27 protein-coding genes and 1 tRNA gene are annotated in these 25,146 nt (G+C 65.8%); 13 read left to right on the forward strand and 15 right to left on the reverse strand.

What is annotated here, in order from left to right:
- Positions 1 to 85: 85 nt before the first annotated feature.
- The gene (locus tag AC1RJ5_RS05750; protein WP_269574725.1) at positions 86 to 1,948 is read right to left on the reverse strand and encodes a family 43 glycosylhydrolase; all 1,863 of its coding nucleotides are present in this window, start codon (positions 1,946 to 1,948) and stop codon (positions 86 to 88) included.
- A 101-nt stretch (positions 1,949 to 2,049) separates the two neighbouring features.
- Positions 2,050 to 4,839, reverse strand: coding sequence for a TonB-dependent receptor (locus tag AC1RJ5_RS05755; protein ID WP_493112205.1), 2,790 nt, complete (start codon positions 4,837 to 4,839; stop codon positions 2,050 to 2,052).
- Between the two features lie 398 nt (positions 4,840 to 5,237).
- On the opposite strand from AC1RJ5_RS05755, the gene AC1RJ5_RS05760 reads away from it, so the two are divergent.
- Together AC1RJ5_RS05760 and AC1RJ5_RS05765 are read left to right on the forward strand one after the other, a co-directional pair.
- Positions 5,238 to 6,809: a sulfatase family protein gene (locus AC1RJ5_RS05760; RefSeq protein WP_493112207.1), complete on the forward strand. Its 1,572-nt coding sequence runs from the start codon at positions 5,238 to 5,240 to the stop codon at positions 6,807 to 6,809.
- Between the two features lie 61 nt (positions 6,810 to 6,870).
- Positions 6,871 to 7,998: a hypothetical protein gene (locus AC1RJ5_RS05765; protein ID WP_342249455.1), complete on the forward strand. Its 1,128-nt coding sequence runs from the start codon at positions 6,871 to 6,873 to the stop codon at positions 7,996 to 7,998.
- Between the two features lie 80 nt (positions 7,999 to 8,078).
- On the opposite strand, the gene AC1RJ5_RS05770 is transcribed toward AC1RJ5_RS05765, so the two are convergent.
- Positions 8,079 to 9,836: an arylsulfatase gene (locus AC1RJ5_RS05770; protein WP_493112209.1), complete on the reverse strand. Its 1,758-nt coding sequence runs from the start codon at positions 9,834 to 9,836 to the stop codon at positions 8,079 to 8,081.
- Between the two features lie 150 nt (positions 9,837 to 9,986).
- Between AC1RJ5_RS05770 and AC1RJ5_RS05775 the strand changes: the two genes are divergently transcribed.
- Positions 9,987 to 10,262: an HU family DNA-binding protein gene (locus tag AC1RJ5_RS05775; RefSeq protein WP_269574720.1), complete on the forward strand. Its 276-nt coding sequence runs from the start codon at positions 9,987 to 9,989 to the stop codon at positions 10,260 to 10,262.
- A 66-nt stretch (positions 10,263 to 10,328) separates the two neighbouring features.
- On the opposite strand, the gene AC1RJ5_RS05780 is transcribed toward AC1RJ5_RS05775, so the two are convergent.
- The 7 genes from AC1RJ5_RS05780 to AC1RJ5_RS05810 form a co-directional block, all read right to left on the reverse strand.
- Positions 10,329 to 10,934, reverse strand: coding sequence for an NADPH-dependent FMN reductase (locus AC1RJ5_RS05780; protein WP_493114653.1), 606 nt, complete (start codon positions 10,932 to 10,934; stop codon positions 10,329 to 10,331).
- A gap of 130 nt (positions 10,935 to 11,064) precedes the next feature.
- Positions 11,065 to 11,141: transfer RNA gene (locus AC1RJ5_RS05785), tRNA-Arg, on the reverse strand.
- A 43-nt stretch (positions 11,142 to 11,184) separates the two neighbouring features.
- On the reverse strand, positions 11,185 to 12,672 hold the full coding sequence (locus AC1RJ5_RS05790; protein WP_269574718.1) for an ABC transporter permease: 1,488 nt from the start codon (positions 12,670 to 12,672) through the stop codon (positions 11,185 to 11,187).
- Positions 12,672 to 13,580 (reverse strand): ABC transporter ATP-binding protein, encoded by a 909-nt coding sequence (locus tag AC1RJ5_RS05795; RefSeq protein ID WP_342249451.1) that lies wholly within the window; start codon positions 13,578 to 13,580, stop codon positions 12,672 to 12,674. The genes AC1RJ5_RS05790 and AC1RJ5_RS05795 overlap by 1 nt, the downstream gene beginning before the upstream one ends.
- Positions 13,581 to 13,761: 181 nt before the next feature.
- A complete protein-coding gene (locus AC1RJ5_RS05800; RefSeq protein WP_342249450.1) occupies positions 13,762 to 14,223 on the reverse strand; it encodes a DUF1178 family protein in 462 nt (153 codons plus the stop codon).
- Between the two features lie 11 nt (positions 14,224 to 14,234).
- Complete coding sequence (gene grxC / locus AC1RJ5_RS05805; RefSeq protein ID WP_269574715.1) at positions 14,235 to 14,492, reverse strand: glutaredoxin 3; 258 nt, start codon at positions 14,490 to 14,492, stop codon at positions 14,235 to 14,237.
- A gap of 34 nt (positions 14,493 to 14,526) precedes the next feature.
- A complete protein-coding gene (locus tag AC1RJ5_RS05810) occupies positions 14,527 to 15,306 on the reverse strand; it encodes a ComF family protein (protein WP_493112213.1) in 780 nt (259 codons plus the stop codon).
- A 9-nt stretch (positions 15,307 to 15,315) separates the two neighbouring features.
- Here AC1RJ5_RS05810 and AC1RJ5_RS05815 point away from each other — a divergent pair, with 9 nt between their 5' ends.
- The 4 genes from AC1RJ5_RS05815 to AC1RJ5_RS05830 all read left to right on the forward strand — a co-directional run bounded on the left by AC1RJ5_RS05815 (position 15,316) and on the right by AC1RJ5_RS05830 (position 17,964).
- A complete protein-coding gene (locus AC1RJ5_RS05815) occupies positions 15,316 to 16,161 on the forward strand; it encodes a class I SAM-dependent methyltransferase (RefSeq protein WP_342249449.1) in 846 nt (281 codons plus the stop codon).
- A 389-nt stretch (positions 16,162 to 16,550) separates the two neighbouring features.
- The gene (locus tag AC1RJ5_RS05820) at positions 16,551 to 17,273 is read left to right on the forward strand and encodes a hypothetical protein (RefSeq protein ID WP_184168350.1); all 723 of its coding nucleotides are present in this window, start codon (positions 16,551 to 16,553) and stop codon (positions 17,271 to 17,273) included.
- A gap of 50 nt (positions 17,274 to 17,323) precedes the next feature.
- Positions 17,324 to 17,668 carry a hypothetical protein gene (locus AC1RJ5_RS05825; protein ID WP_269574713.1) on the forward strand — a complete coding sequence of 115 codons (345 nt, stop codon included), beginning with the start codon at positions 17,324 to 17,326 and terminating at the stop codon, positions 17,666 to 17,668.
- 38 nt (positions 17,669 to 17,706) lie between these two features.
- Positions 17,707 to 17,964: a hypothetical protein gene (locus AC1RJ5_RS05830; RefSeq protein ID WP_493112217.1), complete on the forward strand. Its 258-nt coding sequence runs from the start codon at positions 17,707 to 17,709 to the stop codon at positions 17,962 to 17,964.
- Between the two features lie 21 nt (positions 17,965 to 17,985).
- On the opposite strand, the gene AC1RJ5_RS05835 is transcribed toward AC1RJ5_RS05830, so the two are convergent.
- The gene (locus AC1RJ5_RS05835) at positions 17,986 to 18,393 is read right to left on the reverse strand and encodes a (deoxy)nucleoside triphosphate pyrophosphohydrolase (RefSeq protein WP_342249446.1); all 408 of its coding nucleotides are present in this window, start codon (positions 18,391 to 18,393) and stop codon (positions 17,986 to 17,988) included.
- Between the two features lie 61 nt (positions 18,394 to 18,454).
- Between AC1RJ5_RS05835 and AC1RJ5_RS05840 the strand changes: the two genes are divergently transcribed.
- From AC1RJ5_RS05840 to AC1RJ5_RS05855, 4 genes are all read left to right on the forward strand, one after another.
- Positions 18,455 to 18,643 (forward strand): Flp family type IVb pilin, encoded by a 189-nt coding sequence (locus tag AC1RJ5_RS05840; protein ID WP_269574710.1) that lies wholly within the window; start codon positions 18,455 to 18,457, stop codon positions 18,641 to 18,643.
- 144 nt (positions 18,644 to 18,787) lie between these two features.
- Positions 18,788 to 18,955, forward strand: coding sequence for a Flp family type IVb pilin (locus tag AC1RJ5_RS05845; protein WP_184167918.1), 168 nt, complete (start codon positions 18,788 to 18,790; stop codon positions 18,953 to 18,955).
- An 80-nt stretch (positions 18,956 to 19,035) separates the two neighbouring features.
- The gene (locus AC1RJ5_RS05850) at positions 19,036 to 19,206 is read left to right on the forward strand and encodes a Flp family type IVb pilin (protein ID WP_184167920.1); all 171 of its coding nucleotides are present in this window, start codon (positions 19,036 to 19,038) and stop codon (positions 19,204 to 19,206) included.
- A 67-nt stretch (positions 19,207 to 19,273) separates the two neighbouring features.
- Positions 19,274 to 19,426 carry a hypothetical protein gene (locus AC1RJ5_RS05855; RefSeq protein ID WP_184167922.1) on the forward strand — a complete coding sequence of 51 codons (153 nt, stop codon included), beginning with the start codon at positions 19,274 to 19,276 and terminating at the stop codon, positions 19,424 to 19,426.
- A 19-nt stretch (positions 19,427 to 19,445) separates the two neighbouring features.
- On the opposite strand, the gene AC1RJ5_RS05860 is transcribed toward AC1RJ5_RS05855, so the two are convergent.
- The 4 genes from AC1RJ5_RS05860 to AC1RJ5_RS05875 form a co-directional block, all read right to left on the reverse strand.
- Complete coding sequence (locus AC1RJ5_RS05860; protein ID WP_184167924.1) at positions 19,446 to 20,393, reverse strand: acetyl-CoA carboxylase carboxyltransferase subunit alpha; 948 nt, start codon at positions 20,391 to 20,393, stop codon at positions 19,446 to 19,448.
- 188 nt (positions 20,394 to 20,581) lie between these two features.
- On the reverse strand, positions 20,582 to 21,499 hold the full coding sequence (locus AC1RJ5_RS05865) for a tyrosine-type recombinase/integrase (RefSeq protein ID WP_342249445.1): 918 nt from the start codon (positions 21,497 to 21,499) through the stop codon (positions 20,582 to 20,584).
- The gene (locus AC1RJ5_RS05870; RefSeq protein WP_493112222.1) at positions 21,496 to 23,256 is read right to left on the reverse strand and encodes a hypothetical protein; all 1,761 of its coding nucleotides are present in this window, start codon (positions 23,254 to 23,256) and stop codon (positions 21,496 to 21,498) included. Before AC1RJ5_RS05870 ends, AC1RJ5_RS05865 begins: the two co-directional genes overlap by 4 nt.
- A gap of 28 nt (positions 23,257 to 23,284) precedes the next feature.
- Positions 23,285 to 23,422, reverse strand: a complete 138-nt coding sequence (locus AC1RJ5_RS05875) for a hypothetical protein (protein WP_165828499.1) — start codon at positions 23,420 to 23,422, stop codon at positions 23,285 to 23,287.
- Between the two features lie 75 nt (positions 23,423 to 23,497).
- On the opposite strand from AC1RJ5_RS05875, the gene AC1RJ5_RS05880 reads away from it, so the two are divergent.
- Positions 23,498 to 24,037, forward strand: a complete 540-nt coding sequence (locus AC1RJ5_RS05880) for a shikimate kinase (protein ID WP_184167925.1) — start codon at positions 23,498 to 23,500, stop codon at positions 24,035 to 24,037.
- Entirely contained in the window at positions 24,034 to 25,122 is a 1,089-nt protein-coding gene (gene aroB, locus AC1RJ5_RS05885; protein ID WP_342249443.1) for a 3-dehydroquinate synthase, read from the forward strand. Before AC1RJ5_RS05880 ends, aroB begins: the two co-directional genes overlap by 4 nt.
- Positions 25,123 to 25,146 lie beyond the last annotated feature (24 nt).

Below are 25,146 nucleotides of genomic sequence, written 5' to 3' on the forward strand. Positions count from 1 at the left end.
TCCCGGCGAAAGCCGGGATCTCATGCGGCGCTTTCCCCGCACCGCGCCTCCGCTTGCAATGTAGGAATCCCCACCTCAGAAAAGATCAGCGCTCGATCGGGGGCACGCGGATGCTGTCCTCGCCGATCAGGATCGGCACCAGTCCGAAATGGCGGCGCCAGGGCGCGGTCGTGTCGTTGCCGAACATGGTGTACCAGAAATGGCCCCCGGCATCGCGGAAGGCGGTGCCGTGGCCGCCATGCGGTACGGCGAGGCGGCGCTTGGTGTACGGGCCGAACAGCGACTTGGAGGTGCCGTACATCATGTCATAGGTGCCGTCGGTGCGCAGCGGTCCGTTCCATTCGGCGCCGGTCAGGAAATAGGTATCGCCGACTTTTATGAGCCCGTTGCCCTCGTAACCGACATTTTCCCCGTCGGTATCGACCAGCCGCCTCACCGGCCCTTCGAATCCCTCCCGTGTCGCGCCGAGCTTGCCGATTTTGCCACCACCCCAAAGCAGGTAGAAGCCACTCTCGTCCTCGAACGGAAAGGCATCGATACCCTCGACGAAGTAGCTCGAGCGGGTGTTGACGTAAGGACCGATGGCCTTGCCGCTGGTCGATTTGAACAGCCAGGACTTGCCCCCTACCCCGCGCTCCATCACCGAGAAGGCGAGGTAATAGGTCTTGTCCCGGGCCGACCAGTGGATCTCCGGCGCCCAGAGCTCGGCGACATCCTTGAACGTGTAGCCCAGCCCCTTCCAGTCGAAGATCATCTTGGAAGGAGACCAACTCTTCAGGTCGGTGGAGCGATACAGGGTAACCCCACCTTCGGGATACTGGAAGCCGAAGCCCTTCTGCGTCCCGACCAGATAATAGGCCCCATCCCCACCCATCATCACGGAAGGGTCCCGCATCATCTCGGTTGTCACCAACGGCCGCCGATCCGCCACGGCACTATTCTCGGTCAGCACCGAAGCAGCCTGACGGATGCGGCCATCCTCGGCGCGCTCCAGGGGAACAAGGCCGACCTGCTCGCAGAACATCGCGAAATCATCCTCGCAGCGCGGATTGTAGCTGGCGACGAGCCTGCCGTCCCTGGTGCGCACGACATTGCCCTGCCCCGCATGCGGTACGGCGAGCATGCGCTTGCTGAACGGGCCATAGGGCGACGGACCGGTCGCCATGTAGAGATCGTCGGTGGCGGTGCGCATCCGGCCCGTCACTTCGCTGGCGGTGATCACATATTGGTCACCGTCCTTGAACATCGAGGCGCCGGCCTTGCCGACCCGCAACCTTACCGGCCAGTCCTTGCCCGCCGGCGGATCGACCTTGAACAGCGCGGGATCGGGCTTGAGGAAGCGCGGCGCGTCGGCGAGCTTCGAGACGTCGGCGGCCACCTTGGCGATCATGCCGCCGTTCCACAGCAGATAGCTGGTGCCATCGGTGTCGATGAAGGACGACACGTCGGCCACGTCACTCACCAGGCACGGGCTCTCGGTGAACCCACCCTTGAGATTGGCGAGAGAACCGCGGGCGATATGCGCGCAGCCATTGTCGTCGGCGAAGGCAAGCTGGACCAGGTCACCACGGATCTGGATGTCCGGCGCGACATAGCGATGCCCGGCACCGTGGACGACCCCGAGCGCGGTCCAGTTCTTGCCATCATCGGCCGAGGACCAGAGCTGGATACCATCGCGGCGACCGTCGCGGATCACCGTGCCGGTGACGAACCAGCGCCCGTCCGCGGCCTGGGCCACCGAGGCATCGGTGATCGCATGCGCGGCGAAGAAGGACTTCACCGGCATCGCGTCCGCCGCCGGCATCACCGTGGCGTTCCGGTCCTGCGAGGGGTGGTCAATGAAGATGTCATCCGCCGGTGGACGGTTGGCCGGTACCGCCTGCTGGGCAAGCACCTGTACCGGGATCAGCGAAGTCGCGGCGAGCGCCGCGGCCAGGAAATGCTTCACGATGTCATCCTCGTGTCCGTCAAAACAAAGGGCGGCGGCGCTCGGGAAAATCCTTCCGTCGCGACGCCGCCCATTAGGTCAGGCTTACGGCGCCCCGGCGATCAGAACCGGAAGCGGATGCCCGCACGATAGACGCTCTCCAGGAAGCGCGTCTGCCATGCATAGGCCTGGCCCGCCGCATTGAACGTGCGGTAGTTGCGGTAGGCGCCGCCGGCCAGGTTGTTGACGTTGAAGCTCAAGGTGATGTTGTCGGTCGGCTGGAGCGTCGCGGCAAAGTCCATCGTGCCGCGGGCATCGACCGTGATCGGCAGCGTCGGGCCCAGCGGCGCCGGGTTGCCCAGCGCCGGATCGGCGACCTGGCCATAGCTGTCGATGAAGTCGCTGCGCCAATTATACGACAGACGGAGCGAGAGTACCTTGTTCTCGTACCAGGCCGAGGTGTTGATGGTGTGCTTCGACGTACCGGCGATGCGCTGCAGGCCAGGCAGCGTCGCCGCAAGGCTCGGCGCCAGCACCGACTTCGCGTCGAGATAGGTGTAATTCACCATTCCGCCGAAGTTGCTCATCCAGTCCGGCAGCCACGGCGCGCGCAGGAAGCTGCGGACGCCCGCCTCGATGCCCTTGATCCGGCCCGCACCGCCATTTTGCGGCTGACTCATGCGCAGGCGGCCGAACTCGGCATCCGCCACGTCGGTGGTGAACGTGTTGATGAAGCCGTTCACGTCCTTGTAGAACCCGCCGACCGTAAGCGCGCCGCTGCGGCTGAAGTAATATTCGACCGACGCGTCATAGTTCTTCGAGGTGGTCGGCTTCAGGTCGGGATTGCCCGAGCTGGCCGAGCGGATGCAGTCGGCCCCGTTCGGATCGGCGCAGGTGTTGCCGGTCGGCAGCGCACCGATCGTGATCGTCGGGTTGAGCTGGCCGAAGCCGGGGCGCGTCCGCGTCTCGGTGTACGCGATGCGCATCTGCAGCTTCGGGTCGAGCTTGATCCGCATGCTGACGTTCGGAAGGAAGTCGCTGTTGCTCGACGAAGTCGAGATCGGCGTAACCGTGGTCACCGCCGTGGCACCGGTACCGGTGGTCGAGCGGCGCAGGCCGTTGATCGCGACATCCGCCTGGGTGGCGCGCACGCCGATCAGGCCGTCGAACGGCACGCCCGCAATCTCGAACGCATACCGCGCCTGGACATAGCCGGTGTAGAGCTTCTCGTTGCTCGTGTAGACCGGCGAACCCCAGGTCGGATCCCCCTTGGCCAGCGTGGTGGTCACGCCGTTGACGGTGAGCGTAGTCATCGAACGCAGCGTATCGAGATTGGCGATCAGGCTCTCCCGCGTCGGCGAGAGCCAGGTGCGGATCGACGCCGCGCTGTCGTTGCGGAAGCCGCCCGCCGCCGGCTGGATGTTCAGCATCGACGCCAGCACCGAATAGGTCTGGCCCGCGGGCGCCGCATAGGTCGACTGGGCATAGCTGTACGAATCCGCGTCGCGGTTCGAGAAGCGCAGGCCCGCCTGCAGGTTGGTCAGGATGAAGTTGTCGAGCTTGTAGTCGAGGTCCAGGCGCCCCTGCCAGCTCTGGCCATGGCCGCGGTTGCCGCTCTGAGTCAGGCCGGTCCAGCGATAATTGCCGAGATTGTAGAGGTCGTAGTTGATCAGGTTGACGGTGCCGCCGCCCACGCCCTCGGACGTGTCGAACTCGAAGTGGCGCGCCGGCGACGAGGTCAGCGTGTAGTTGAACGCGACGTTGCGGTTGATGAACGTCGACTCGGTATAAGCAACGTCACCGGTCAGCTTGAGCCGGCCATTTTTCCAGATGAAGCCGCCGCCGGCCTGATAGGTGTCGGTCGACTGGTCGTTGATCTGCTGCGCGCCGGTCGGCGCCGCACCGGTGCCCACCGCTGCGTCGAAGCTCGCGGCCTGGTTGGTGCCCGGGATCAACGTGATGTTGGTCAGCGTGGCGAGATCCCCCGACACGACCTGGAGGTTGTGGCCGTCGCCGCGTCCGCGATAGCCCTGGTACAGGCCGTCGAGATAGATTTCGAGCGTGCTGCTCGGCCGCCACTGGAACGCCGCATCGACATTCGGGCGCCAGCGCGTCGCCGAGGCATAGTCGGTGTTGACGAAGTTCGGGTAGCGCAGCTGCGGATAGCCGGTGATGTTCGTGCGGTTGCGGATGTCCTGCGCGACCGCTCGCGAGGAATCGATGTATTTGGTGTCGGCGTAGGACCCCTCGATCACGAAGCCCATCTCGCCAATGCCGGTCTTCCAGCGCGTGCTGGCCAGCCCATTGGCCTCGATGCCCAGGCGCTGCGACTGATACCAGTGCACGCCACCGAGATAACCGGTGACGCGGGTACCCTTGAAATCGAACGGCTTGCGCGACTTCACGTCGACCAGGCCGGCCAGCCCCGCCTCGAGCAGATCGGCGCTGGCCGACTTGTAGACGTCGATGCGGGCAATGCTGTTCGACGGGAAGTCCTGCAGCTGGACGAAGCGGCCTTCCGCGGTGAACACTTCGCGACCGTTATAGGTGGTGGCGAGATCCGGCAGGCCGCGGATGCGCACGCCCTGCGCCACGCCGGCATCGCGGGTCACGGTGACGCCGGGGATGCGCGCCAGCGATTCCGAGGCCGTGACGTCAGGCAGCTTGCCGATATCCTCGGCGACGACCGAATCGATGATCTGGTCGGAGTCCTGCTTCACGGACTGGGCGGACTCGAGGCTGCGGCGGATACCGCTGACGACGATCTGGTTCGTGGCCGGATCTTCCTGCTCTTGCACGCCGATCTCGGCGGTGTCCGGCGTGCTGTCCTGCGCCATCGCGGTGACCGGCATCGCCGCCAGGGCCACGGCGGAGCTGGTTGCGAACAGGAAATAACGATTTAGATTAATCACTTATGCCTCCCCATTATCATTCTTTTTCAAACTTATCTATCTGAATTATCATACCAGAATCTATATGACAAGCCGACCCATTTCGGACTGAAACTTCCGCATGATCTCAGCAGGTTGCATTGGCTGGCCGCGTCGCCCTGGCTAAGACGACTCCCCAAGGCTATCGGGTTCGTACGCCGAAAGACACGCAAACACCGGCCCGCGCGATTGACGCGCGCCCTTGGCTCGGTGCCCGCGAGCACGAGTTCGCGCTTCGCTTATGCCAGCGTGGAGAGACCAATCTGCCGGCCCCGCTCCGCTCGCCCAAGCAAGCTTTCCTTCCGATGCGACAATTTGCTTGTGATCTGATAAATCCTATCCATAGATAGGCGACAGAACGAATATTGGGAGGATAGAAGATGAAGGCAGCAATGACGCGTCGCGGCATGTTGCTGGCCGGTGCCGCGGCACTGGCCATGCCGGGGGCCGCCCTCGCAGGCCCGAGCCGGCCGAACATCATCATCCTCTATGCCGACGACCTCGGCTATGGCGACCTGAGCTGCTACGGATCGAAGACGATCCACACACCGAACATCGATAGGCTGGCTGCGGGGGGCACGCGCTTTCTCAACGGCCATTCGCCCTCCGCCACCTGCACGCCGTCGCGCTACGCGCTGCTGACCGGTGACTATGCGTGGCGCGCCTCGGGCGTGCAGATCCTGCCGGGCGACGCGCCGGCGCTGATCCGGCCGGGCAAGTTCACCTTGCCGACGATGTTGCGGAACGCCGGCTACACCACCGGGCTGGTCGGCAAGTGGCACCTCGGCCTGGGCGACGGCAAGGTCGACTGGAACGGCGCCATCGCCCCCAGCCCGCTCGACATCGGCTTCGACTATGGCTTCTACATGCCGGCAACGCTTGATCGGGTGCCGACCGTGCTAATCGAGAACCGGCACGTGGTGAACCTCGACCCCGCCGACCCGATCGAAGTGAATTATCACGACAAGATCGGCGACGAGCCCACCGGCTTCGACCATCCCGAGATGCTCAAGTTCGGCGCCGATCCCGAGCATTCGAACACCATCGTCAACGGCATCAGCCGCATCGGCTACATGACCGGCGGCAAGAAGGCGCGCTGGAAGGACGAGGAGCTGAGCGACGTGCTGCTCGGCAAGGCCGTGGAGTTCATGCGCGCGCGGAAGGACAAGCCCTTCTTCCTCTATTACGCCGTCAACGAACCGCATGTGCCGCGCGCGCCGCATCCGCGCTTCGTCGGCAAGTCGGGCATGGGCCCGCGCGGGGACTCGATCCTCCAGCTCGACTGGACCGTGGGCGAGCTGATGCGCCAGCTCGAGACGCTCGGCATCGCCGACAACACGCTGGTGGTGTTCAGCAGCGACAATGGCCCGATCCTGTTCGACGGCTATCAGGACAAGGCCGTCGAACTGGCAGGCAAGCACCGGCCGGCCGACCCGTTCACCAGCGGCAAGTACAGCATCTACGAAGGCGGCACCCGCGTACCGATGATCTGCTGGTGGCCGGGACATGTCCGCGCCGGCAAGGTCTCGGCCGCAATCGTCGATCATGTCGACCTGCTCGCCTCGCTGGCCAGGCTCGTCGGCGGCGCCTTCCCCCGGGATGCCGCGGTGGACAGCTTCGACATGCTAGCTCCCCTGCTCGGCCAGACCGATCGCGGGCGCGATCATGTGGTCGAGGACACCAAGCTGATGGTCACCACCGGTACCAAGGTGGCGGGCAGCGGCGCGCGCATCTTCGCGATCCGCGCCGGCGGCTGGAAGCTGATCCGCGCCAGCGTGGAACCACACGAGTTCCACGGCAACCGGATCGGCACCCTGCCCGTCCACCAGCTCTACAACGTCGCCAACGACCCCGCCGAAAAGGTCAATCTCGCCGCGAAGGAGCCGCAGCGCACCGCGCGCATGGCCGCCTGGCTCGACAAGATCGAACGCGACGGCCGCAGCCGCCCCTGAGCGGACGACAATTACCAGCCAACTGCCCCATGCGAGGGCGAAGACAGGGAAGAGGGAAATCATGCGTAAGCTTCTGGCAATCGGCGCCGCGGCGCTGCTCGGCCTGCCCGGCGCGGCACTGGCCCAAGGCGCGCTCGGCGCGAACTACAATGAGCATTTCGAGGACGTCGATTATCGCGACCTCCAGAAGAGCGACACGCAGTGGGTCCGCATCTTCCTGCCGATGTTCCAGCTCGATCGCGGGCCCGCCGCCGATCACGGCGCGGTCAAGACGATCCTCGACGTCTCCAGTCACGGCTACAAGACCGTGCTGACGCTCAAATTCCCCTATAACCGCGTCGCCTTCCCCAAGGCCGACAGCGAGACCTTCAAGAAGGACCTTGCCCGACTGGAGGCGGTGCTGCCGCTGGTGATGGGCAAGGTCGACATCCTGGTGATCGGCAACGAGCCCTTCATCGAGAGCCGCCAGCAGGACTGGAACCCCAATTTCAACGCCTATTACGAGGCGCTGGCGAAGGCCGCGATCCAGTATCGGACGGAACATTGCGGCGGCAGCGCCTGCAAGACCCATCTCTACATGGGCGCGCTCAACCAGACCCAGAACCCGGTGTGGCGCAACAAGACCACCGATCGCTGGCTCGAGTTCATCAAGCAGACGCCCGAGCTCGAAGGGCTCGACATCCATCCGCACATCACGATGATCGAGGAGTCCAAGGCGTTCCTCGACTATATCCTGCCGCGGATGCGCTCCGACCAGAAGTTCCTGGTGCTGGAATTCTCGCTGGTCTGGTGGTGGAAGCAGCACCTCAAGGACCCCGTCCCCGCGGCTTTCGCCGCAAAATATGGCGCCCCCGCAAACGCCCAGACCTGGCAGGTCATCAAGGCCGCGCTGGAGACGCCCTTCTCCAAGCCGCAATGGGACGAGTTCCTGTCGCAGAGTCCCTGGTTCGAAAGCCGGAAGCATTATCTCCGGAACCAGATGAAGCTCTTCCGGGACACCGGCCGTCTCGCGGTCGCCACCTATGGCTTCAAGCAAGGCAGCTCGATGGTGAACAATTTCGGGCCGGATTCGACACCCTGGCTGCTCAACAGTGTGTTTGCCGGCCGCACCGTGAAGCCCAATGCGGACGGCAGCTCGGCGTTCAACTATGCCTGGATCGACGACTACAAGGCGCTCCAGAAGAAGTAGCCGCCGACACGAAGGGCGCCGGGACGGATGTCCGGGCGCCCTGGATCTTCGCCATGCGCGGCGGGCGATAACTGCCCGGACTAGTCCGAAAAATTGTCCACCTTATCTGGGGCACCGCCACCGGCACTACCCTCTGCACGCAGCTTCAGATCCACCGACATCGCCCAGTCGCGCCACGCTTTCGCAAGGCGACCGACGATCTCGGGATGCCGGGCGGCCAAATCCTTGGTCTCGGTACGGTCGCTGGCGAGATCGTACAGCGCCCATTGGCGATAGCTTTGATCCGCGCCATGCGGCGCCGGCGAGACGATCTTCCACTGTCCGTCGATCACCGCGCGCGCGCCGTAATGCTCGAAGAAGAAAGGTCTCGGCTTGGGCAGCGCCTTCCCGCTCAGCGCGCCGGCGAAGGACTTGCCGTCCATCGGCGCGCCCTTTTGCGACGGTGCGATGCCCGCCAGTTCGAGCAGGGTCGGCGTGACGTCGACGATATGGGTGCCCTGCGCAACCACCCTGCTCTCGCGCCGCTTCATCCCGGCAGGCCAGCTGATGAAGAAGGGCGTATGGATGCCGCCCTGATAGCTTTCGGCTTTCCACCAGTGGAACGGCGTGTTGGCGGCGCTCGCCCAATGCGCGCCGATTCCGGTCTGGTTGAGCTCGGTGCCGATGCCGCCGGGATATTCGCCATAGCCGACCTTGCGGCCGTCGCGCGTTTCGCTGGGGCGGTCATAGCCCGGACGCACCATGATCTCGGGCGAGGCGCCATTGTCCACCAGGAACATGATGACGGTATTCTCATAGGCGCCGCTGTCCTTGAGCGCCTGGACCACCCGGCCGATGCCCTGGTCCATGACGTCGATCATCGCGGCATGGGTCGCCATCTTGCGGACCTGCTCGGCGCGATGCTCGGGCGTGAGCGCCTCCCACGCGGTCTTTGCGTTCTCGGCATAGTCGTTGTCTAGCGGCGGTAAGGGATCGATCCTGGGATCGACCAGACCCAGCTTCACCTGGCGCGCATAGCGGCGCCTGCGCATCGCATCCCAGCCATCCTCGAAGCGCGGCAGGTATTTCTGGATGACATGCTCGGGCGCCATCAGCGGCCAGTGCGCGGCGGTATAGGCCAGGTACATCATGAAGGGCTTGTCGCCCTTGCCGAGCTTGGTCACCTGCTCGACCGCGTGATCGCTGATCGCATCGGTCAGGTAGAAGTCCTTGGGCACCTCGCGAACCGGCGTGTAGTTCTCGACCAGCGAAAACGGGTCGTAATAATCGCAGACGCCCCAGATGATGCCCCAGTGATAGTCGAATCCCCGCGATACCGGATAGGTGCGCCTGTCCCCGAAATCGCGGTCGAAATGGCCCTGGTGGTTGAGCCATTTGAGATGCTCGGCGGGCGGGGTGAGCGGCTCGGCGGCGGTCAGATGCCATTTGCCGATCATGGTCGTCGCATAGCCCCCGGCGCGCAGTTGCTCCGCCACCGTCGGCGTGTCTAGCGACAGGCTCGTGCCGTTACCCGTCATGTTCACGCGGTGCGGATAGCGCCCGGTGAGCAGGCTCGCCCGCGACGGGCAGCAGCGCGACATGTTGTAGAAATTGTCGAACCGCACCGCTCTGCCGGCTAGGGCGTCGAGATGCGGGGTGTCGGTGTCACCGCCATAGGCGCCAAGGTCCGAATAGCCGATATCGTCGCCCATGATGACGATCATGTTGGGCCGGGTATCGCGGCGCTTCGACCAGGCGAGCCCCTTGCCTGCGCCAAACGCCGCGGCCGCCATCGCGCCGAGCGACAAGCCGCCCTTCAACGTCTGGCGGCGGTTCATCCCTTTCGCTTCGTCAGCCACCGGCCACTCTCCCCCAAGACACCTAATCTTATTAAATCACTTATATAATATAATTTAACCCGGTCAACGCGCCCACAGCCGGGACATTGACCACGCGGCCCCCTCTGCTAAGCGCGCCGCCCTTCTTTCCAAGAGACGAGGAATGTTGAAATGAACCACTCCGACCTGATCGACGCGGTTGCGACCGCAACCGGCCTTACCAAGGCCGAGGCAAAGCAGGCCGTCGACGCGACCGTCAGCGCGATCATCGAAGCGGCCGCCAAGGGCGAAGAGATCTCGCTGAACGGCCTGGGCAAGTTCAAGGTCAAGGACAGCCCCGCACGCGAGGGCCGCAACCCCGCGACCGGCGCGACCATCCAGATCGCCGCGTCGAAGAAGCTGGGCTTCTCGGCCGCCAAGGCGGTGAAGGACAAGCTCAACGGCTAAAATCGACAGGGCCGCCGGCAGCCCCCCTGCCGGCGGCCCCGCACTCACGGTCGAGCGGCCCCGGCCTCAGTTGTTGCCGCCATGCGCGGTGTCCTCCGCGATCAGCTGCCGGCCACGCAGGATCAGGTCGACCCAATCGGCAAACGCGTCCGACAGGCTCGTCACGAGATCCTTGAGCGGCCCGTCCTTCAGCCGGCCGTCTGCATCGAAGCTGTCCGGCTTCACCTGGCCGAGATAGGCCTCGGGCTGTTGCATCATCGGCATGTTGAGGAACACGCAATATTGGCGCAGATGATGGTTCGCGCCGAACCCTCCGATCGCTCCGGGCGACACGGTGATCACCGCCGCCGGCTTCTTGTCCCAGACGCTCTTGCCATAGGGCCGCGAGCCCACATCGATGGCGTTCTTGAGCAGCCCCGGCACGCCCCGATTATATTCGGGTGTCACGAACAGAATCCCGTCCACGCGCCCCGCGCGCTCGCGGAACGCAGTCACCGCCGCTGACGGGTTCGCCTCGTCGTCCTCATTGTAGAGCGGCAGGTCGCCAATCTCGATGAACTCGCATTCAAGCGCGTCGGCGGAGAATGCCGCGATCGACCGGGCCACCTTCCGGTTGATACTGTCTTTGCGCAAGCTTCCGACGATGATCCCAATTCTGTGCCTGCTCGCCATGCTGCGGTCCTTCCCACCAAAGGCCGGCAGGTTGCTGGGCAGACACCCCGCCGACAATCGATGCGTGAACGCCAACGATCGGGATTCGGTCCGCAGAATCGCGAAACCCGCGGAAGTCCGCGGGTTTCGGTGGTGCCCCCGGCGAGATTCGAACTCACGACCTGCGGTTTAGGAAACCGTCGCTCTATCCTGCTGAGCTACGGAGGCACGGGCGCGGTTGGTATCGGGGCCGCGCCCGAGGGTCAACCGGCTAGGCCTCCCGCCGCATCAGGCCGATGATCTCCCCGACACTGCGTCGCCCGCCGCTGAGTAGGCTGGCGCGGAACACGCGGCCGAGCAACCAGATCTCCAGCGCGATGAACAGCGCCAGGGTGACGCCCGACCCGATCATCTCCCAGAAAGGGATGCCGCTGCCCAGCCGCGCCATCACAGTGAACGGAGTATAGAGCGGCACCCAGGTGAGCACCTGAACGCCGATCCCACCCGCACCGTTCACCACCGCCTGCACCAGCAGGGTGAAGGGCATCATGATCAGCAGGATCACCGGCGTCAGATAGCCTTGGGCATCGCGCATCGAATCACTCATCGCGCCGATCACCAGGAACAGCATCGACACCATGAGATAGCCGGCAACGAAGAAATAGAGGATCGCCGCGACGCTGCCGACCGTGGAGACCGGTTCCAGCGCCGGACGGATGATGTCCGCGATCGCGCCATGCGTGGCATAGGCGGCGAAGATGCCGCAGGCCGCCCAGGTGAGGATCATCGACAGACCGATCGCCACAGTCCCGACCAGCTTGCCGTACATCAGCTCGTTGGGCGAAACGCAGGCGAGCACGGTCTCGAGAAGCTTGTTACCGCGCTCCTCCACCGTGCCCTGCAGCATCCAGCTGCCCGACAGCATCAGCGACATCATCAGGATATAGGCGCAGGCGAGCGGCAGGATCGAACGCACCAGAACGCGCTCGCGGCCGCTGCCCTCGGGCGGGGTGGTCACCTGAATCGCCGGAGCGATCGCACCCACGGTCGCGGCGGCGGCCGGCGCGACGCCATTGGCCTGGAGATAGCGGGTGCGCAGGTCCTGGGTCAGCACCGTCTGCAACGTCCCCACGAAGGAAGCGCGCGGACGGCCGTTGGCCCAGAGCCGCACGGCCGGCGAGGCACCGAATTCGCGCGGGATCAGCACGACATAATCGATCGGCTTGGCGCTGGACTTGTCGTCCGGATGGAGGAGCGGCTGGAGCGCCTTGTCGATCTGGCCCGGCGCGGCAGTGGCGATATTGGCCGGGGTCTCGACGATCCGGTAATTGGCCTCGGGTGCCTTGAAGCCCGCGGCGTCTTCCTTCGACACCATGGCGATCTGCTTGCGCGCGCCATCCACGCCGCCCTCGGCGAGGAAGCGGGCGACATCGGCGTCACTGTACCAGCGACCCTGCTGCGCCCAGAGCGCGTTGGGGTTCGCCTTTTGCAGCTCATGCCGGCGGACATAGCGGGCAAGCGCATCGAGAGACGCCCGCTGCTCGTCGAGCATCAGCCGCTGGCGGATCGCCGCCGAGGGCGCGCCGCCGGCCTGGTCGACCAGCATCACCGTCTCGGTGTCGGACTTGTCGATGAAGCGCGATGCGAGCGGCCCCAGCGCAAAGGCGAGCGGCAGGATCAACAGCGTGATCCAGAAGCTCTTGGTCATCGCAATCTGGCGATATTCGCGACCGGCGACGAGGAGGATGTGCTGGAGCATTAGCGTGCCTCCCCGCCGACGATGTGAAGGAAGACCTCGTGCAGGCTCGCCCGGCGCTGCTCGAAGCGGCGCAGCGCGAAGCCGTGCACGGTGCAATGCTCGAGCAGGTCACCCGGATCACCGCCCGGCGCGAGCCGTACCGACCAGTCGCGCCATGCGCCCGCCTCGCCCAGCACCTGCGCATCGATCACGCCCGGCAGCCCCTCGGGCGACAGCTTCGCGGAAAGACGCAGCTCGACAGGAAGCGTGGCACGCGCCTCGTCCTGCGTGCCCTCGAAAAGCTTCCTGCCGCGCGCGAGCAGCAGCAGCCGATCGCAGAGCCGCTCGGCATGCTGCATGACATGAGTGGAGAAGACCACCGCCGCCCCGCCCTTCGCCGCGCGGACGATCTCGTCCTCTAGCAGGCCCTGGTTGACCGGATCGAGGCCCGAGAAGGGCTCGTCGAGGATCAGCAATTGCGGGCGGTTGACCACCGCGGTCGCCAGCTGGACCTTCTGCGCCATGCCCTTGGAGAGCTTGTCGACCGTGGTCTTGGCGAAATCCTGCAGGCCGAAGCGCTCGAGCAGCGCCTTGCCCTCGCCCCGCGCATCCGAGGGCGTCATTCCCTTCAGCCGGCCGAAATAGACGATCGTGTCGAGCGCGGTCATCGAGCGATAAAGGCCGCGCTCCTCGGGCAGGAAGCCCAGCATCGCGCTGTTCGCGCGGCCCGGCGCGCGGCCGAGCACCGAGATGTTCCCCGCGTCGGGGCGCAGGATGTCCAGCACCATGCGCAGCGAGGTCGTCTTGCCCGCGCCATTGCCGCCGAGAAAGCCGAACACCTCCCCGGGCGCCACTGCAAAACTCAGATTGTCGACTGCCGTGAAGTCGCCGAAGCGCTTGATCACGCCCTCCAGGCGCAAAGCATCCATTGCAAGATTCCCCCGATTCCGGGGGAGCTTAGCCAGTGTACCACTGGGCTACAACGGTGAAGGCGGAAAGAGACCGAAGTCCCTCCCCCGTCATCCCCGCGCAGGCGGGAATCCAGAGTCATGAAGGACGTCGCTCTGCCACCCTGGATCCCCGCCTGCGCGGGGATGACGATGCAGCGGATCAGTTGCACGCCTCGGGCGGCACCACCGGCAGTGGCAGCGGCGCGACAGGCACGCCCTCCTCGATCAGCGCCTGCGCCTCGGCAAGGCTGGTCTGGCCGTGGATCGGCGCATGCGGGGCCTCCCCCAGATGCATGGCGCGCGCCTTGTCGGCGAAGGCCGAGCCGACCCATTTCGAGCCCTCCAGCACCTTGGCCTGCATATCGGCGAGCACCGCCATCGCTGCCTTCACTGCCTCGGCCGGAATCCCCGCTTCGCCCGCAGGCACAGGCAGCGACGGCACCGCGACCTGGTTGCCCTTGGCGCCGACATTGGGCGCCATGACGGCCTTCCCAACCTCCGCGCTGCCGCACATCGGGCAGGCGACAAGCCCGGCGGCGCGCTGCTCCTCCCAGGCGCCGCTCGATCCGAACCACGCCTCGAAGACATGGCCGACTTCGCATTTGAGGTCGAAGACGATCATCGCCCGAAGGCTCAGGCGGCGAGCAGCGGATCGAGCCCGCCGCGCGCATCAAGCGCCGCGAGATCATCGGACCCGCCGATATGCTTGCCGTCGATGAACACCTGGGGGACGGTCATCCGGCCGTTCGAGCGTTCGATCATCTCGTTGCGGCGCGGGCCGCCCATCGAGATGTCGATCTCCTCATATTCGGCCTGCTTGCTGTCGAGCAGGGCCTTGGCCCGGGTGCAATAAGGGCAGAACGCCTTGGTGAAGATTTCGATCTTAGCCATTTCACGTCACACCTGTGATCGCGCCCGGCGCTTGTCAATCCGGGCCTTCTCCTGCCTCCAGAACGCGGGCCCAGCACAAAAGGATCACGCGCGCCGCGCCGCCGCGCTTGAGCACTCGTGCACAGGCGTCAGCGGTGGCGCCGCTGGTATGCACGTCGTCGATCAGCACCACCGTCCTGCCCACCAGCCTTTCCCGCGCGCCCGGTGCCAATGAAAAGGCACCCGCGACCGCCCTGGCCCGCGCCCTCGCCCCTAGCCCGCGCAGCACCGGCGTCGCCTTCACCCGACGCAGCAGGTCGGGCGCAAGCGGCACGCCGTGCGCGCGCGAGAGCGACGCGGCGATCAGCCCGGCCTGGTTGTAGCCGCGCGACCAGAGGCGCCAGCGGTGCAGTGGCACCGGCACCAGCAGCGCCGCCTCCTCGGGCATCAGCCGGGCCATCGCCCGCGCCATGGTCGCGGCGCAGGCGAGCCGCCCCGAATATTTGAGCTTGAGCGCGATGGCCCGCGCCACCTCGCCATAGGCGACCGCGGCGCGCACCCCGTCATGCGGCGGCGGATCGGCGAGGCACGGGCCGCACAGCGCGCCCTCCCCCCGATCATGCTCGAACGGCAGGTGACAGGCCGCGCACCAGGGCGGCCCGAGGAAGCGCAGGCTCCCCCAGCAGGCGGCGCAGAAGCGGTGATCCGCCGGGGTGATCGCGCCGCAGCCCGGGCAGCGCGGCGGCAGCGCGAGATCGGCTATCCGGGCGAGTGGACGCAGGAGGATCGCGGGGCCGGCCACACCCGTCTTGTCCCCGGCGACGCACCGGCGCACAAGCGCGCCATGCCCCAGAATGGACCGACTGATTCCGCCGAGATCTTCGACCGCGCCCTGCGCCGCAAGCGCCGTGACCGCGCCGCCCGCCGCTACGAAGGCTTTATCCGCGAGCATATGCTGGAGGGCATCGGCGAGCGCCTGGCCGGGGTGACCCGCGAATTCCACGACGTGCTCGACATGGGCAGCTTTGCCGGCGGCTTCGAGCTGCCCGGTGCCCACATCACCCGGATCGACGCCGGCGCCGCCTTCGCCGTCCAGGCCGGCGGCGTCCAGGCCGATGAGGACCGCACCCCGTTCCCCGAGAACAGCTTCGACCTGGTGGTGAGCATCGGCGTGCTCGACCAGATCAACGACGTGCCGGGCGCGCTCTCGATCGCGCGCCGCGCGCTGCGCCCCGACGGGCTGTTCCTCGGCGCCTTCCTCGGCGCGGGCACGCTGGCGACGCTGCGATCGGTGTTCCTCCATGCCGAGAGCGAGCGCCCGGTCGCGCGCTTCCACCCCCAGATCGACGTGCGCGCCGCCGGCGACCTGCTCACCCGCGCCGGCTTCGCGCTGCCGGTGGCCGACGTCGAGACGCTGACCGTGCGCTATTCGAGCATCTTCTCGCTGCTCGGCGACCTGCGCGGCATGGCGGCGACCAACCTGCTGCCGGGCACCCCGCCCCTTACCCGCGGCACCCTGGCCCGCGCCGCAGCGACATTCGCCGACCGCGCCGACCCGGACGGCAAGACCCCCGAGCGCTTCGAGATCGTCTACCTGACCGGCTGGGCCCCGGACGAATCCCAGCCCAAGCCGGCCCGGCGCGGCAGCGCGGTGGCGTCGCTGGCGGAGGCGTTGAAGGGGAAGAATTGAGGCTGCGTTTCAGCAGAACCGCTTCGGCCGGATTGGTCCGGTTCGGAGGGAGTTACGCTTGTATTGTTGGAATATGTTCTTGAAATGTTCTCACCGCAATTGGGAAAGGCGGTGGCATGGGCATTTCAGGAAAGAGGCAGCCGACAGCGTTCTCGACATGGATGCGGACGGGACGATGGTCTCAGCCTGAGGCAGCGCGCGACGTCGAGGTAAAGTTCAATCCGTGGCATGATCCACGGAATGGGCGGTTCACGTTCGGGCCGGGTGGGCCGCGGTCAACGGCGCTGGATGGAACACAGCCAAGCTGGACCGTAAACGCCAACCAACCGGGCGGCGGCTCCCGAGGCGGCGGCGGACGCGGAAGCAATATCCGCGCATTCCACGATCCCATGACGCTTGAGCAGACATTCCCCGGACTGCGAAATTCACCCCTTGGAACACCGGTAGCCGTTGCCGACAACATCCTGGGGTTCAGATCTGCGGCACGCCAAATGACCACTGAAATGGCGGATCGCTGGGTAAAAACCTATCTACAGCAGATAAAATCCATCGATCCCACGTATCAATACGCCTCCCTGGGACCACCGTCCACTTTCGAGGGGCAGATGAGGCAATTGAATGATTTGAGATTCCGACGCGCTGAAGCCCATATGCGCGTAAAGGGCGACCTGCGTCCTCTACAGGTTGAGACATTGCGCTTCCTTCAAGATGCGACGAATCGAGCATACGAAAACGGCCTAAAGCTGCAACGCGCTGGCCGCCTGGAACCTCGCCTGTCGCCCAACGAAGCGCTCGGCAATTACATCGATCGAGCTGTTCGAAGTGAGTTGCGAGAGCGCTATGGCGCACTAGGCATCGCTTCATCCGGCAATGGGCTTGTCCGGGTTAACAGACGGGAGAATAACACCTCCGAGCGCACCTATCGTATTCCTGACGCGAGAGTTGGAAGTGTAGCTTTTGACGTGACATTGACCAACAAAACCATCTTAACCGCGCAAATAAGAGGATTCTTCAACACGGATTTTCGTCCGGAGATGGTCGTCATCATCCGACCAACCCAGCTCGGGGGTATATATACCTACGCCATACGCCGACCGGAGAACGTAAAATGAACGATCCAACCCCACCCTACATCCCTCCTCGCCCCTATATTCCTGCTTCGTTGAGCGAGATCTATGACCTTCTCGGATCGATGGTGCTAGATGCCCCCACCTTCATCGATCAGTCGGGTTCCTTCCCGGATCGAAACGTAGAAAGCCGCTTCCATCAATTGGCTGGAGGCTTTGAGCTCGTAAAAGCCAAGCTCGGCGAAACGCGTTACGCATCACTCGTCGAACTTGCAGCGCAAGCAAAGGCGTTGTTCGCCGACGATCCCGAAGACACCAACGGAAAAACGGATCAGGGACGTGCCCTGCTGTTCGAAATCGAGGACATAATCCAGGCAACCCGGGCCGAGCGGACCAAAGAGCGGCTACCGGACGAAGAAGGAAACGTGACCGGAGATTGAACAGACGACCCCAACCGCAAGATGAGGATGCCCAAGTCATGATGATACATCAGATCGCGCGAGCCTTGGCCAATCTCAACATCGCGCTGGAATTTTCCGGAGAGTCCATAGACGAGGACGATGTCATCCAAATCTTGGAGCGACTTGGATACGATCTACAAAATCTTGACACCGAATCCCGAAAAATATTGAGCGTTTCTTTCCGTCACATTGCGCCTGAATATGAGGGCGAGCTCCGCGATTTCGTGGCGACCCTGCCCGACACGATAGGCCTCGAAGACGAAGATCTAGACTAGTCCCAGTCAGCACAATTCGGCTCAAACCATTCCCACCAGCGCCGCCACCAGCGGCACGTCCGCCGGCGGCATCGGCATCCCGCGCATCTCCGCCGGGGTCACCCAGCGCAGCTCGGTGGCGTGATGCGCCACCGGCTCGCCTTGCCAGGTCCTCGCAGTGTAGAGCAGCAGCAGCAGGTGCCGGCCGGCCAGGGGTTCGCTGGCGAAGGCGATCGGGCTCAGGTCTTTCACGCTAAGGGTTAGTCCCAGCTCCTCGTGCAACTCGCGGGCGAGCGCCGATTCGGGGCTTTCGCCGGGCTCGATCTTGCCGCCGGGGAACTCCCACAGCCCCGCCATCGGCTTGCCCGGCGGGCGCTGCTGGAGCAGCACGCGGCCGCAATCGTCGATCAGTGCCGCCGCCACGACGAGCAACATGTCAGAAGCATCCATCAGCTTTTCATTAAGCCTCTTTGGCTAGTTTGGGGCCACCTTTGGAGAAGAAGTGCCCCCGATGCGAGCCCTTGTACGCGCGATCCGCCTGGTGATTGATGACCGCCGTGCCGCGACCGCCGTGGAATATGGCTTCATCCTCGCGCTCATCGTCCTCGCGATGATGGCCAGCCTGACGAGCGTGGCCAACCAGACCAAGAACATGTGGGGCAACGTCACCAACAAGGTCCAGACGGCCACCCAGTCCTGAGCCGCCCACGGCAAACTGGTTACGCCTTCGTAACGCTCGACCTTAGGCGTTTCTTTACTTCCGGATTGTAGCTTGATCGTGCCGAACCGGAGTCTTCCGGGGAGGCCGGGTGAATGAAGCTATTTTGAACTCTGGAGACCGGTTATGATGAAGATCCGCAACTTCCTGAAGAATTCCAAGGGCGCGACCGCCATCGAGTACGGCCTGATCGCCGCTCTGATCGCCGTCGCCGCGATTGCCGCCATGCAGGGCCTGGGCAACTCGCTGAAGTCGACCTTCACCAACGTTTCGTCGAACATGAAGGCTTCGTAAGCCTCGATCCGACAAACGGAACGAAATCGGGCGGCGGGACTTACAGTTCCGCCGCCCTTTTCATTGCTTTAGAGGGGTTTATGATTAACAGTTTGATGACTTTCCTGCGCGAGACGCGCGCCGCCACCGCGATCGAATATGGCCTTATCGCCGCGCTGATCGCAGTCGCCGCCATCGCCGCGATGCAGGGACTCGGCAATTCGCTCAAGAAGACGTTCACCAACGTCTCCTCGAACATGAAGGCCTCGTAGTTTTCCTGAACCCGGACGAACCGCGCGCTTCACCCGGTGTACATGCCGACTCTCCTATAAGGAGAGGATGAAGCAGATTATCCCCCACAAGGCCGTACGGCCGATGGAGCTGGCGCTGGTCGCGTTCCTCGCGATCTGCGCCATTCTTGCGGTCGTTCAGGGCCTGGGCATGCTCGGCGCGAGCATGGCCGCCTCGGAGCACAGCGCGCCGGTTCGCTAACCGACGCGCTTCGCCTTTCTCAGATCCGCCCCATCGCCAGGAACTTGGCGCGGCGGGCCTGGCGCAGGCTCTCGGGCGACATGCCGTCGAGCTTGGCCAGCGATTCCTCGATCGCATCGCCCAGTGCGTGGATCGCGGCACCCTGATCCCGGTGCGCGCCGCCCAGCGGCTCGCTGACGATCCGGTCGATCACCTTCAGTTCCTTGAGATGCTGTGCGGTGACCTTCATCGCCTCCGCCGCGTCGGCCGCCTTGTCGGCGGTGCGCCACAGGATCGAGGCGCAGCCCTCGGGCGAGATCACCGAATAGACCGCGTGCTCCATCATCAGCACGGTATTGCCCGCGGCGAGCGCGATCGCGCCGCCCGAGCCACCCTCGCCCAGGATCGAGGCGACCAGCGGCACGCCCAGGTTGAGGCACGCCTCGGTCGAGCGCGCAATCGCCTCGGCCTGGCCGCGCTCCTCGGCTTGCACGCCCGGGAACGCGCCCGAGGTGTCGACCAGGGTGATCACCGGCAGGTTGAACTTGTTGGCCAGCGCCATCAGGCGGATCGCCTTGCGATAGCCCTCCGGCTTGCCCATGCCGAAATTATGCTTGAGCCGGCTGGCGGTGTCGTCGCCCTTTTCATGGCCGATCACCATCACCCGGCGTCCGCGGAACCGGCCCAGGCCGCCCTGGATCGCATTGTCGTCGGCAAAGGCGCGGTCGCCGCCCAGCGGCATGAACTCTTCGATCAGCCCGGCGACATAATGCTTGAAGTGCGGCCGCTCCGGATGGCGGGCAACCTGCGTCTTCTGCCAGGGCGTGAGCTTGGCATAGGTGTCCTTCAGGAGCTTTTCGGCCTTGGCCTGAAGCGGGCCGATCTCCGCGTCGATATCGACGGCGCCGCCCTGGGCGGTCTGGCGCAGCTCGTCGATGCGGGTCTGAAGCTCGGCGATCGGCTTCTCGAAGTCGAGGAAAGTGGTCATCGAGCGGGGGCTAACCTTGGCGTGAAGCTACGTCAACGCGCAGCTGTGTCCCGGAGGTGCGCAGGACCTTCATGAAAGCTGCTCCCCGGCGAAGCCCGGGCCCCAGTTGCAACGCCTTCCGAGAGGTTCCCGCCCCTGACCAAATGCGCCGAGACTGGCCCCCGGCCTCCGCCGGGGAAGGGCTGTTTCTACGCCTTGCGCTGCTCCGGCTTCCCCAACGCTTCCCCCAGCGGATGCCGCTGGTTGACCAGCTCGACCAACCGACGACTGTCGACATGGGTGTAGATCTCGGTCGTCGCGATATCGGCATGGCCGAGCATCGCCTGCAAGGCGCGCAGATCGGCGCCGCCCTCCAGTAGATGCGTCGCAAAGGCATGCCGCAGCACGTGCGGGCTCACCCGGTCGGGCGGGATTCCCGCCTCCCCCGCCAGCGCGCGCACGAGCTGGTAGAGCCGCACCCGAGAAAGGTGCCCCTTGCCCGAAGGGAAGAGGAACGGCCGGTCCGAGGTCACGTGTTCGCGCCACGCCGCCACCGCGGCGCGGGCGCGATCCGAGATCGGCACCAGCCGCTCGCGGCCGCCCTTGCCCTTGAGGATCAAATAGGGCCGGTCGGGCGACACGGCGTTGCGAGGAAGGGAGACCAACTCGGTGGCGCGCAGGCCGGAGCCGTAGAGCAGCTCGATCAACGCCTGGAGCCGCAGGTCGTTGGGATCAGGCGGTACGCGGGCGATGCGATCGGCGATCGTCGCGAACATCCTGTCCACATCCTCGACGCTCAGCACCTTGGGCAGCGCGCGGGCAGTGCCGGGGCGCGGCAAGGCGGCGGAGGGATCGTCGCCCCGCAGCCCCTCATCGGCGAGGAAGGCGTAGAAACGGCGCAGCGCCGCCGATTTGCGGGCAACGGTGGCGCGGGACAGCGCCTGCCACTCGTCACCGAGCTTCTCCAGCTCCGGCCGCCCCGCGCCGCCCAGCCCGCCGCCGAGGAACTCGGAGGCAAGGCGCAGGTCGGTCTGGTAGGCGGCGATGGTATTGGCGGCGGCGCCCGCCTCCGCCCGCATCATCTCGAGGAAGCGCTCGATCAGCGCGCGGTCGTCCGAGAAGGTCAAACCGACCGCGTGACCGCCTCCACGGCGATCATCCGCGCATAGCTGGTCATTCCCGCCGCGCGCATCGCGGCGACGATGTGGAACAGCGCCTCGGGCGTGACATTGTCCCAGACGCGCGACTGCATGCCGACCGCCGCGAGCAGCGCGACCATGCCCGAATCGCCGCGCCGGCCGGCCGCGTCGATCGCGCGGGTCCAGTCGTTCTGCGCGCCGATCGCCACGTTGAGCGCCTGGGCGCCGCGCTGGGCATCGCTGGTCTCGAACCGGCCGAGCCCGGCAAGCCCGGCAAAGGCGAGCTGGGCGCGGCGCTGGCCCGCAGCATCCTTGAACGCATCGAAATCGCCATAGGCAACCGGCCCCTGCGCACCGGGATCGCCGAGCGCGAGCAGGCCCCAGGCGATGCTGCCACGCGGCACCACCGTGCGCCATTCCATCGCCTTGGTCTCGTAGCCGGCCGAAAGCATCGAGGCGATCAGCTTCTCGGGCTCCTCCACCTTGGCATCCGCCGGGATCCACGACGCAGCACGCGCGGTGAGGATCAGCCGCGCATATTGGGTGCGCGGCGTGCTCGCCTCGGCCCAGAGCGTGCGGATCGCCTTCACCCGCTCTGCGACATTGCCGTCGGTATAGGCGGTGCGCAGATCGCGCGCGACGGCTCCCTCGGTGCTGTTCGCATCGTCGCCCTCGGCGATCTCGCTGTAGAGATCGACCAGCCCGGCATTGGAGAAAACACCGGCGGTAGCGGCCAGCTCGGCAGCGGCGGCGCGCGCGCGCGGGCTCAGCTGCGGGGCGACCGACTGCCAGTAGCGCACCTGCGGGCCGGCGGTATTGTAGAGCGAAAGTGGCACTTCCTCGCCGGTCGCGGTGGCAAGGCCCCAGCGCCAGGCGTTGAGCCGGGTGATCCCGCCCCATTCGAGCGTGACCGCGCGGCGCCCCTGCGCGCCGGTGCCGAGCACCTTTTCGGCGAGGAGGTTGTCGATGTCGCTGGCCGGCGTGCCGCCGCGCGCCTGATCGAGCAGCTGCCCCGCCTCGTTCGGCTTGCCGGCAAGCCCCGCGCACATCGCCTTGGCGAGCGCCCAGCCGCGCTGGTGGATATACTGGTTGCCGCGATCGGCGATGCCGCACAGCCCGCCCGGATCGGCAGTGGCGAGCGAGACCTGCATCGCCACCTGCAGCATGCGCGTGGTGTAATTGTCGGTATCGACGTCGTTGATCACCGCGCGGGCGGCATTGGCCTCGCCCATGCGCAGCAGCAGCCAGGCGCGCTCGGCGGCGAAATCGGCGCCGTTGATGTGCCTGGGCGTGTTGAGTGGCGACATCAGCGCGCGGCGCAGCGCGATCGATGCCCAGCGCGAGGCGACCGGGGCGCTCAACCGCTGCATCAGCACCGCAAGCGTGCGGCCATCGGTGGCGCCGAACGCCTTGGCCGGGAACGGCGTGTTGCCGGCGGCGAGCGCGCCGGTGCGGTTCAGCGAGTGCTTGGCGTAATCGGGCAGTTCGTAGCGCGAGAGATCGACCGGGCCGGTCGGCACCTCCGCGACATCGGTGGTGTTCGAAAGCGCGGCGCTGTCGTTACCGAGCGTCGGCACGCTGGAAATCGGCGCGACGGAGGGCACGGTCGAAGCAGGAGCACTCGCGGTCGGCGCAGGCGCCGGGCGCGGCGCGGGAGCCGGTGCCGGATCGTCGAATCCCGGCGGCAGCAGCGATTCGGGCTTGTCCTGCTGCCCCAGCGCAGGCACCGCCGCGCCAGCCAGCAACAGCGCCCCAAGCGCGAGTTGGCGGCCCTTAATTCGCGAGATTTTCAAGCGGGACCACCTTCTCCATGCGCACCGGCTCCTTCTTCGTCTCGCGGCCGGCGAGGAAGAAGAGGCCGCCAACCAGGACGACGAGAATGACGATCAACGCAACAATCAAGCGGGACATGAAGGGGTCCGGTACAATGAGACTTTCGCGGGCCTTTTGCCCGACGACCGCCCTCGCTGTATAGCCCTTCCGAACATGTTACAAACACAGGCCGTGAATACCGGGTGGACGGGCAAGGCGATCGTGCTGATCGGCCTGATGGGTGCGGGCAAGACCACGGTCGGCCGGCGCCTGGCGCAGCGCATGCGCCTGCCCTTTGTCGACGCCGACCATGAGATCGAAGCGGCGGCGGGGATGACCGTTGCCGATATCTTCGAGCGTTTCGGCGAGGCGCATTTCCGCGACGGGGAACGGCGGGTGATCGCCCGGCTGGTCGATGGCGCGCCCAAGATCATCGCGACCGGCGGCGGCGCCTTCATGAACGAGCATACCCGCGCGCTGATCCTCGATCAGGCGATCGCGGTATGGCTCGATGCCGAACCGGCGGTGCTGGCCGACCGGGTGCGCCGCCGCGACACCCGCCCGCTGCTGCGCGGCCGCGATCCCGAAGTGGTGCTCACCGAGCTCGCCGCGCTGCGCAATCCCTATTACGCGCTTGCGCCGATCCGGGTGCCCAGCATAGCAGCGCCGCACGACACCACCGTCGACGCGATCCTGAAGGCCCTGAATCCGTGACAATCGTTCCCGTCGCGCTTGGCGACCGCAGCTATGACGTCCGCATCGAGGCGGGGCTCCTCGCCCGCGCCGGCGAAGCACTCGCGCCCTTCTACAAGGGCCGGCGCTGGGTGATCGTCACCGACGAGAATGTCCGCCCGCACCTCGCTACGCTACAGGCAAGCCTGGGTCCGAGCGAAGCGATCATCCTGCCCCCGGGCGAAGGCACCAAGAGCTGGGGCCAGCTCGAAGCGCTGCTCGACCGGTTGCTCGAGCTCGGCATCGAGCGCAGCGACCATGTGATCGCGCTCGGCGGCGGCGTGATCGGCGACCTGGTCGGCTTCGCGACTTCGGTGCTCAAGCGCGGCTGCAACTTCGTCCAGATCCCCACCACTTTGCTCGCCCAGGTCGACAGCTCGGTCGGCGGCAAGACCGCGATCAACACGCGTGCCGGCAAGAACCTGGTCGGTGCCTTCCACCAGCCGAGCGTGGTACTGATCGATCCGCAGGTGCTCGACACGCTGCCCGCCCGCGATCTCCGCGCCGGCTATGCAGAAGTCGTGAAATACGGGCTGATCGACGATTTCGCCTTTTTCGAATGGTGCGAGGCCAATGCCACCGCGCTGATGGCCGGTGATCCGGCCGCACGCGAATATGCCATCGCCCATTCGGTCGGCGCCAAGGCCCGCATCGTCGCGGCCGACGAGCGCGAGACCACCGGCACCCGCGCGCTGCTCAACCTCGGCCACACCTTTGGCCACGCGCTCGAGGCCGAGACCGGCTTCTCCGACAAGCTGCTCCACGGCGAGGGCGTCGCCGCCGGCATGGCGCTGGCCTTCGGCTTCTCGGCCGCGCAGGGCATCTGCCCCGGCCAGGACGCCGAGAGAGTTGCCGCGCACCTGGCCGCGGTGGGCCTGCCGGGTGGGCTGAAGGCGGCGGGGATCACCGCCTCCGGTGCGCGGCTCGTGGAGCACATGCTCCACGACAAGAAGATGAGCGCGGGCACTCTGCCCTTCCTGCTCGCCCGGGGCATCGGCCAGACGTACCTCGACAAGAATGTGGATCTCGCCGAGGTCGCGGCATTCCTCGACGCGCAGCCGAGGTAAGCCCCAACTCCAGCTTCCCTGGCT

It is taken from the genome of Sphingomonas sp. GW822-FHT03G08 (assembly GCF_058801135.1).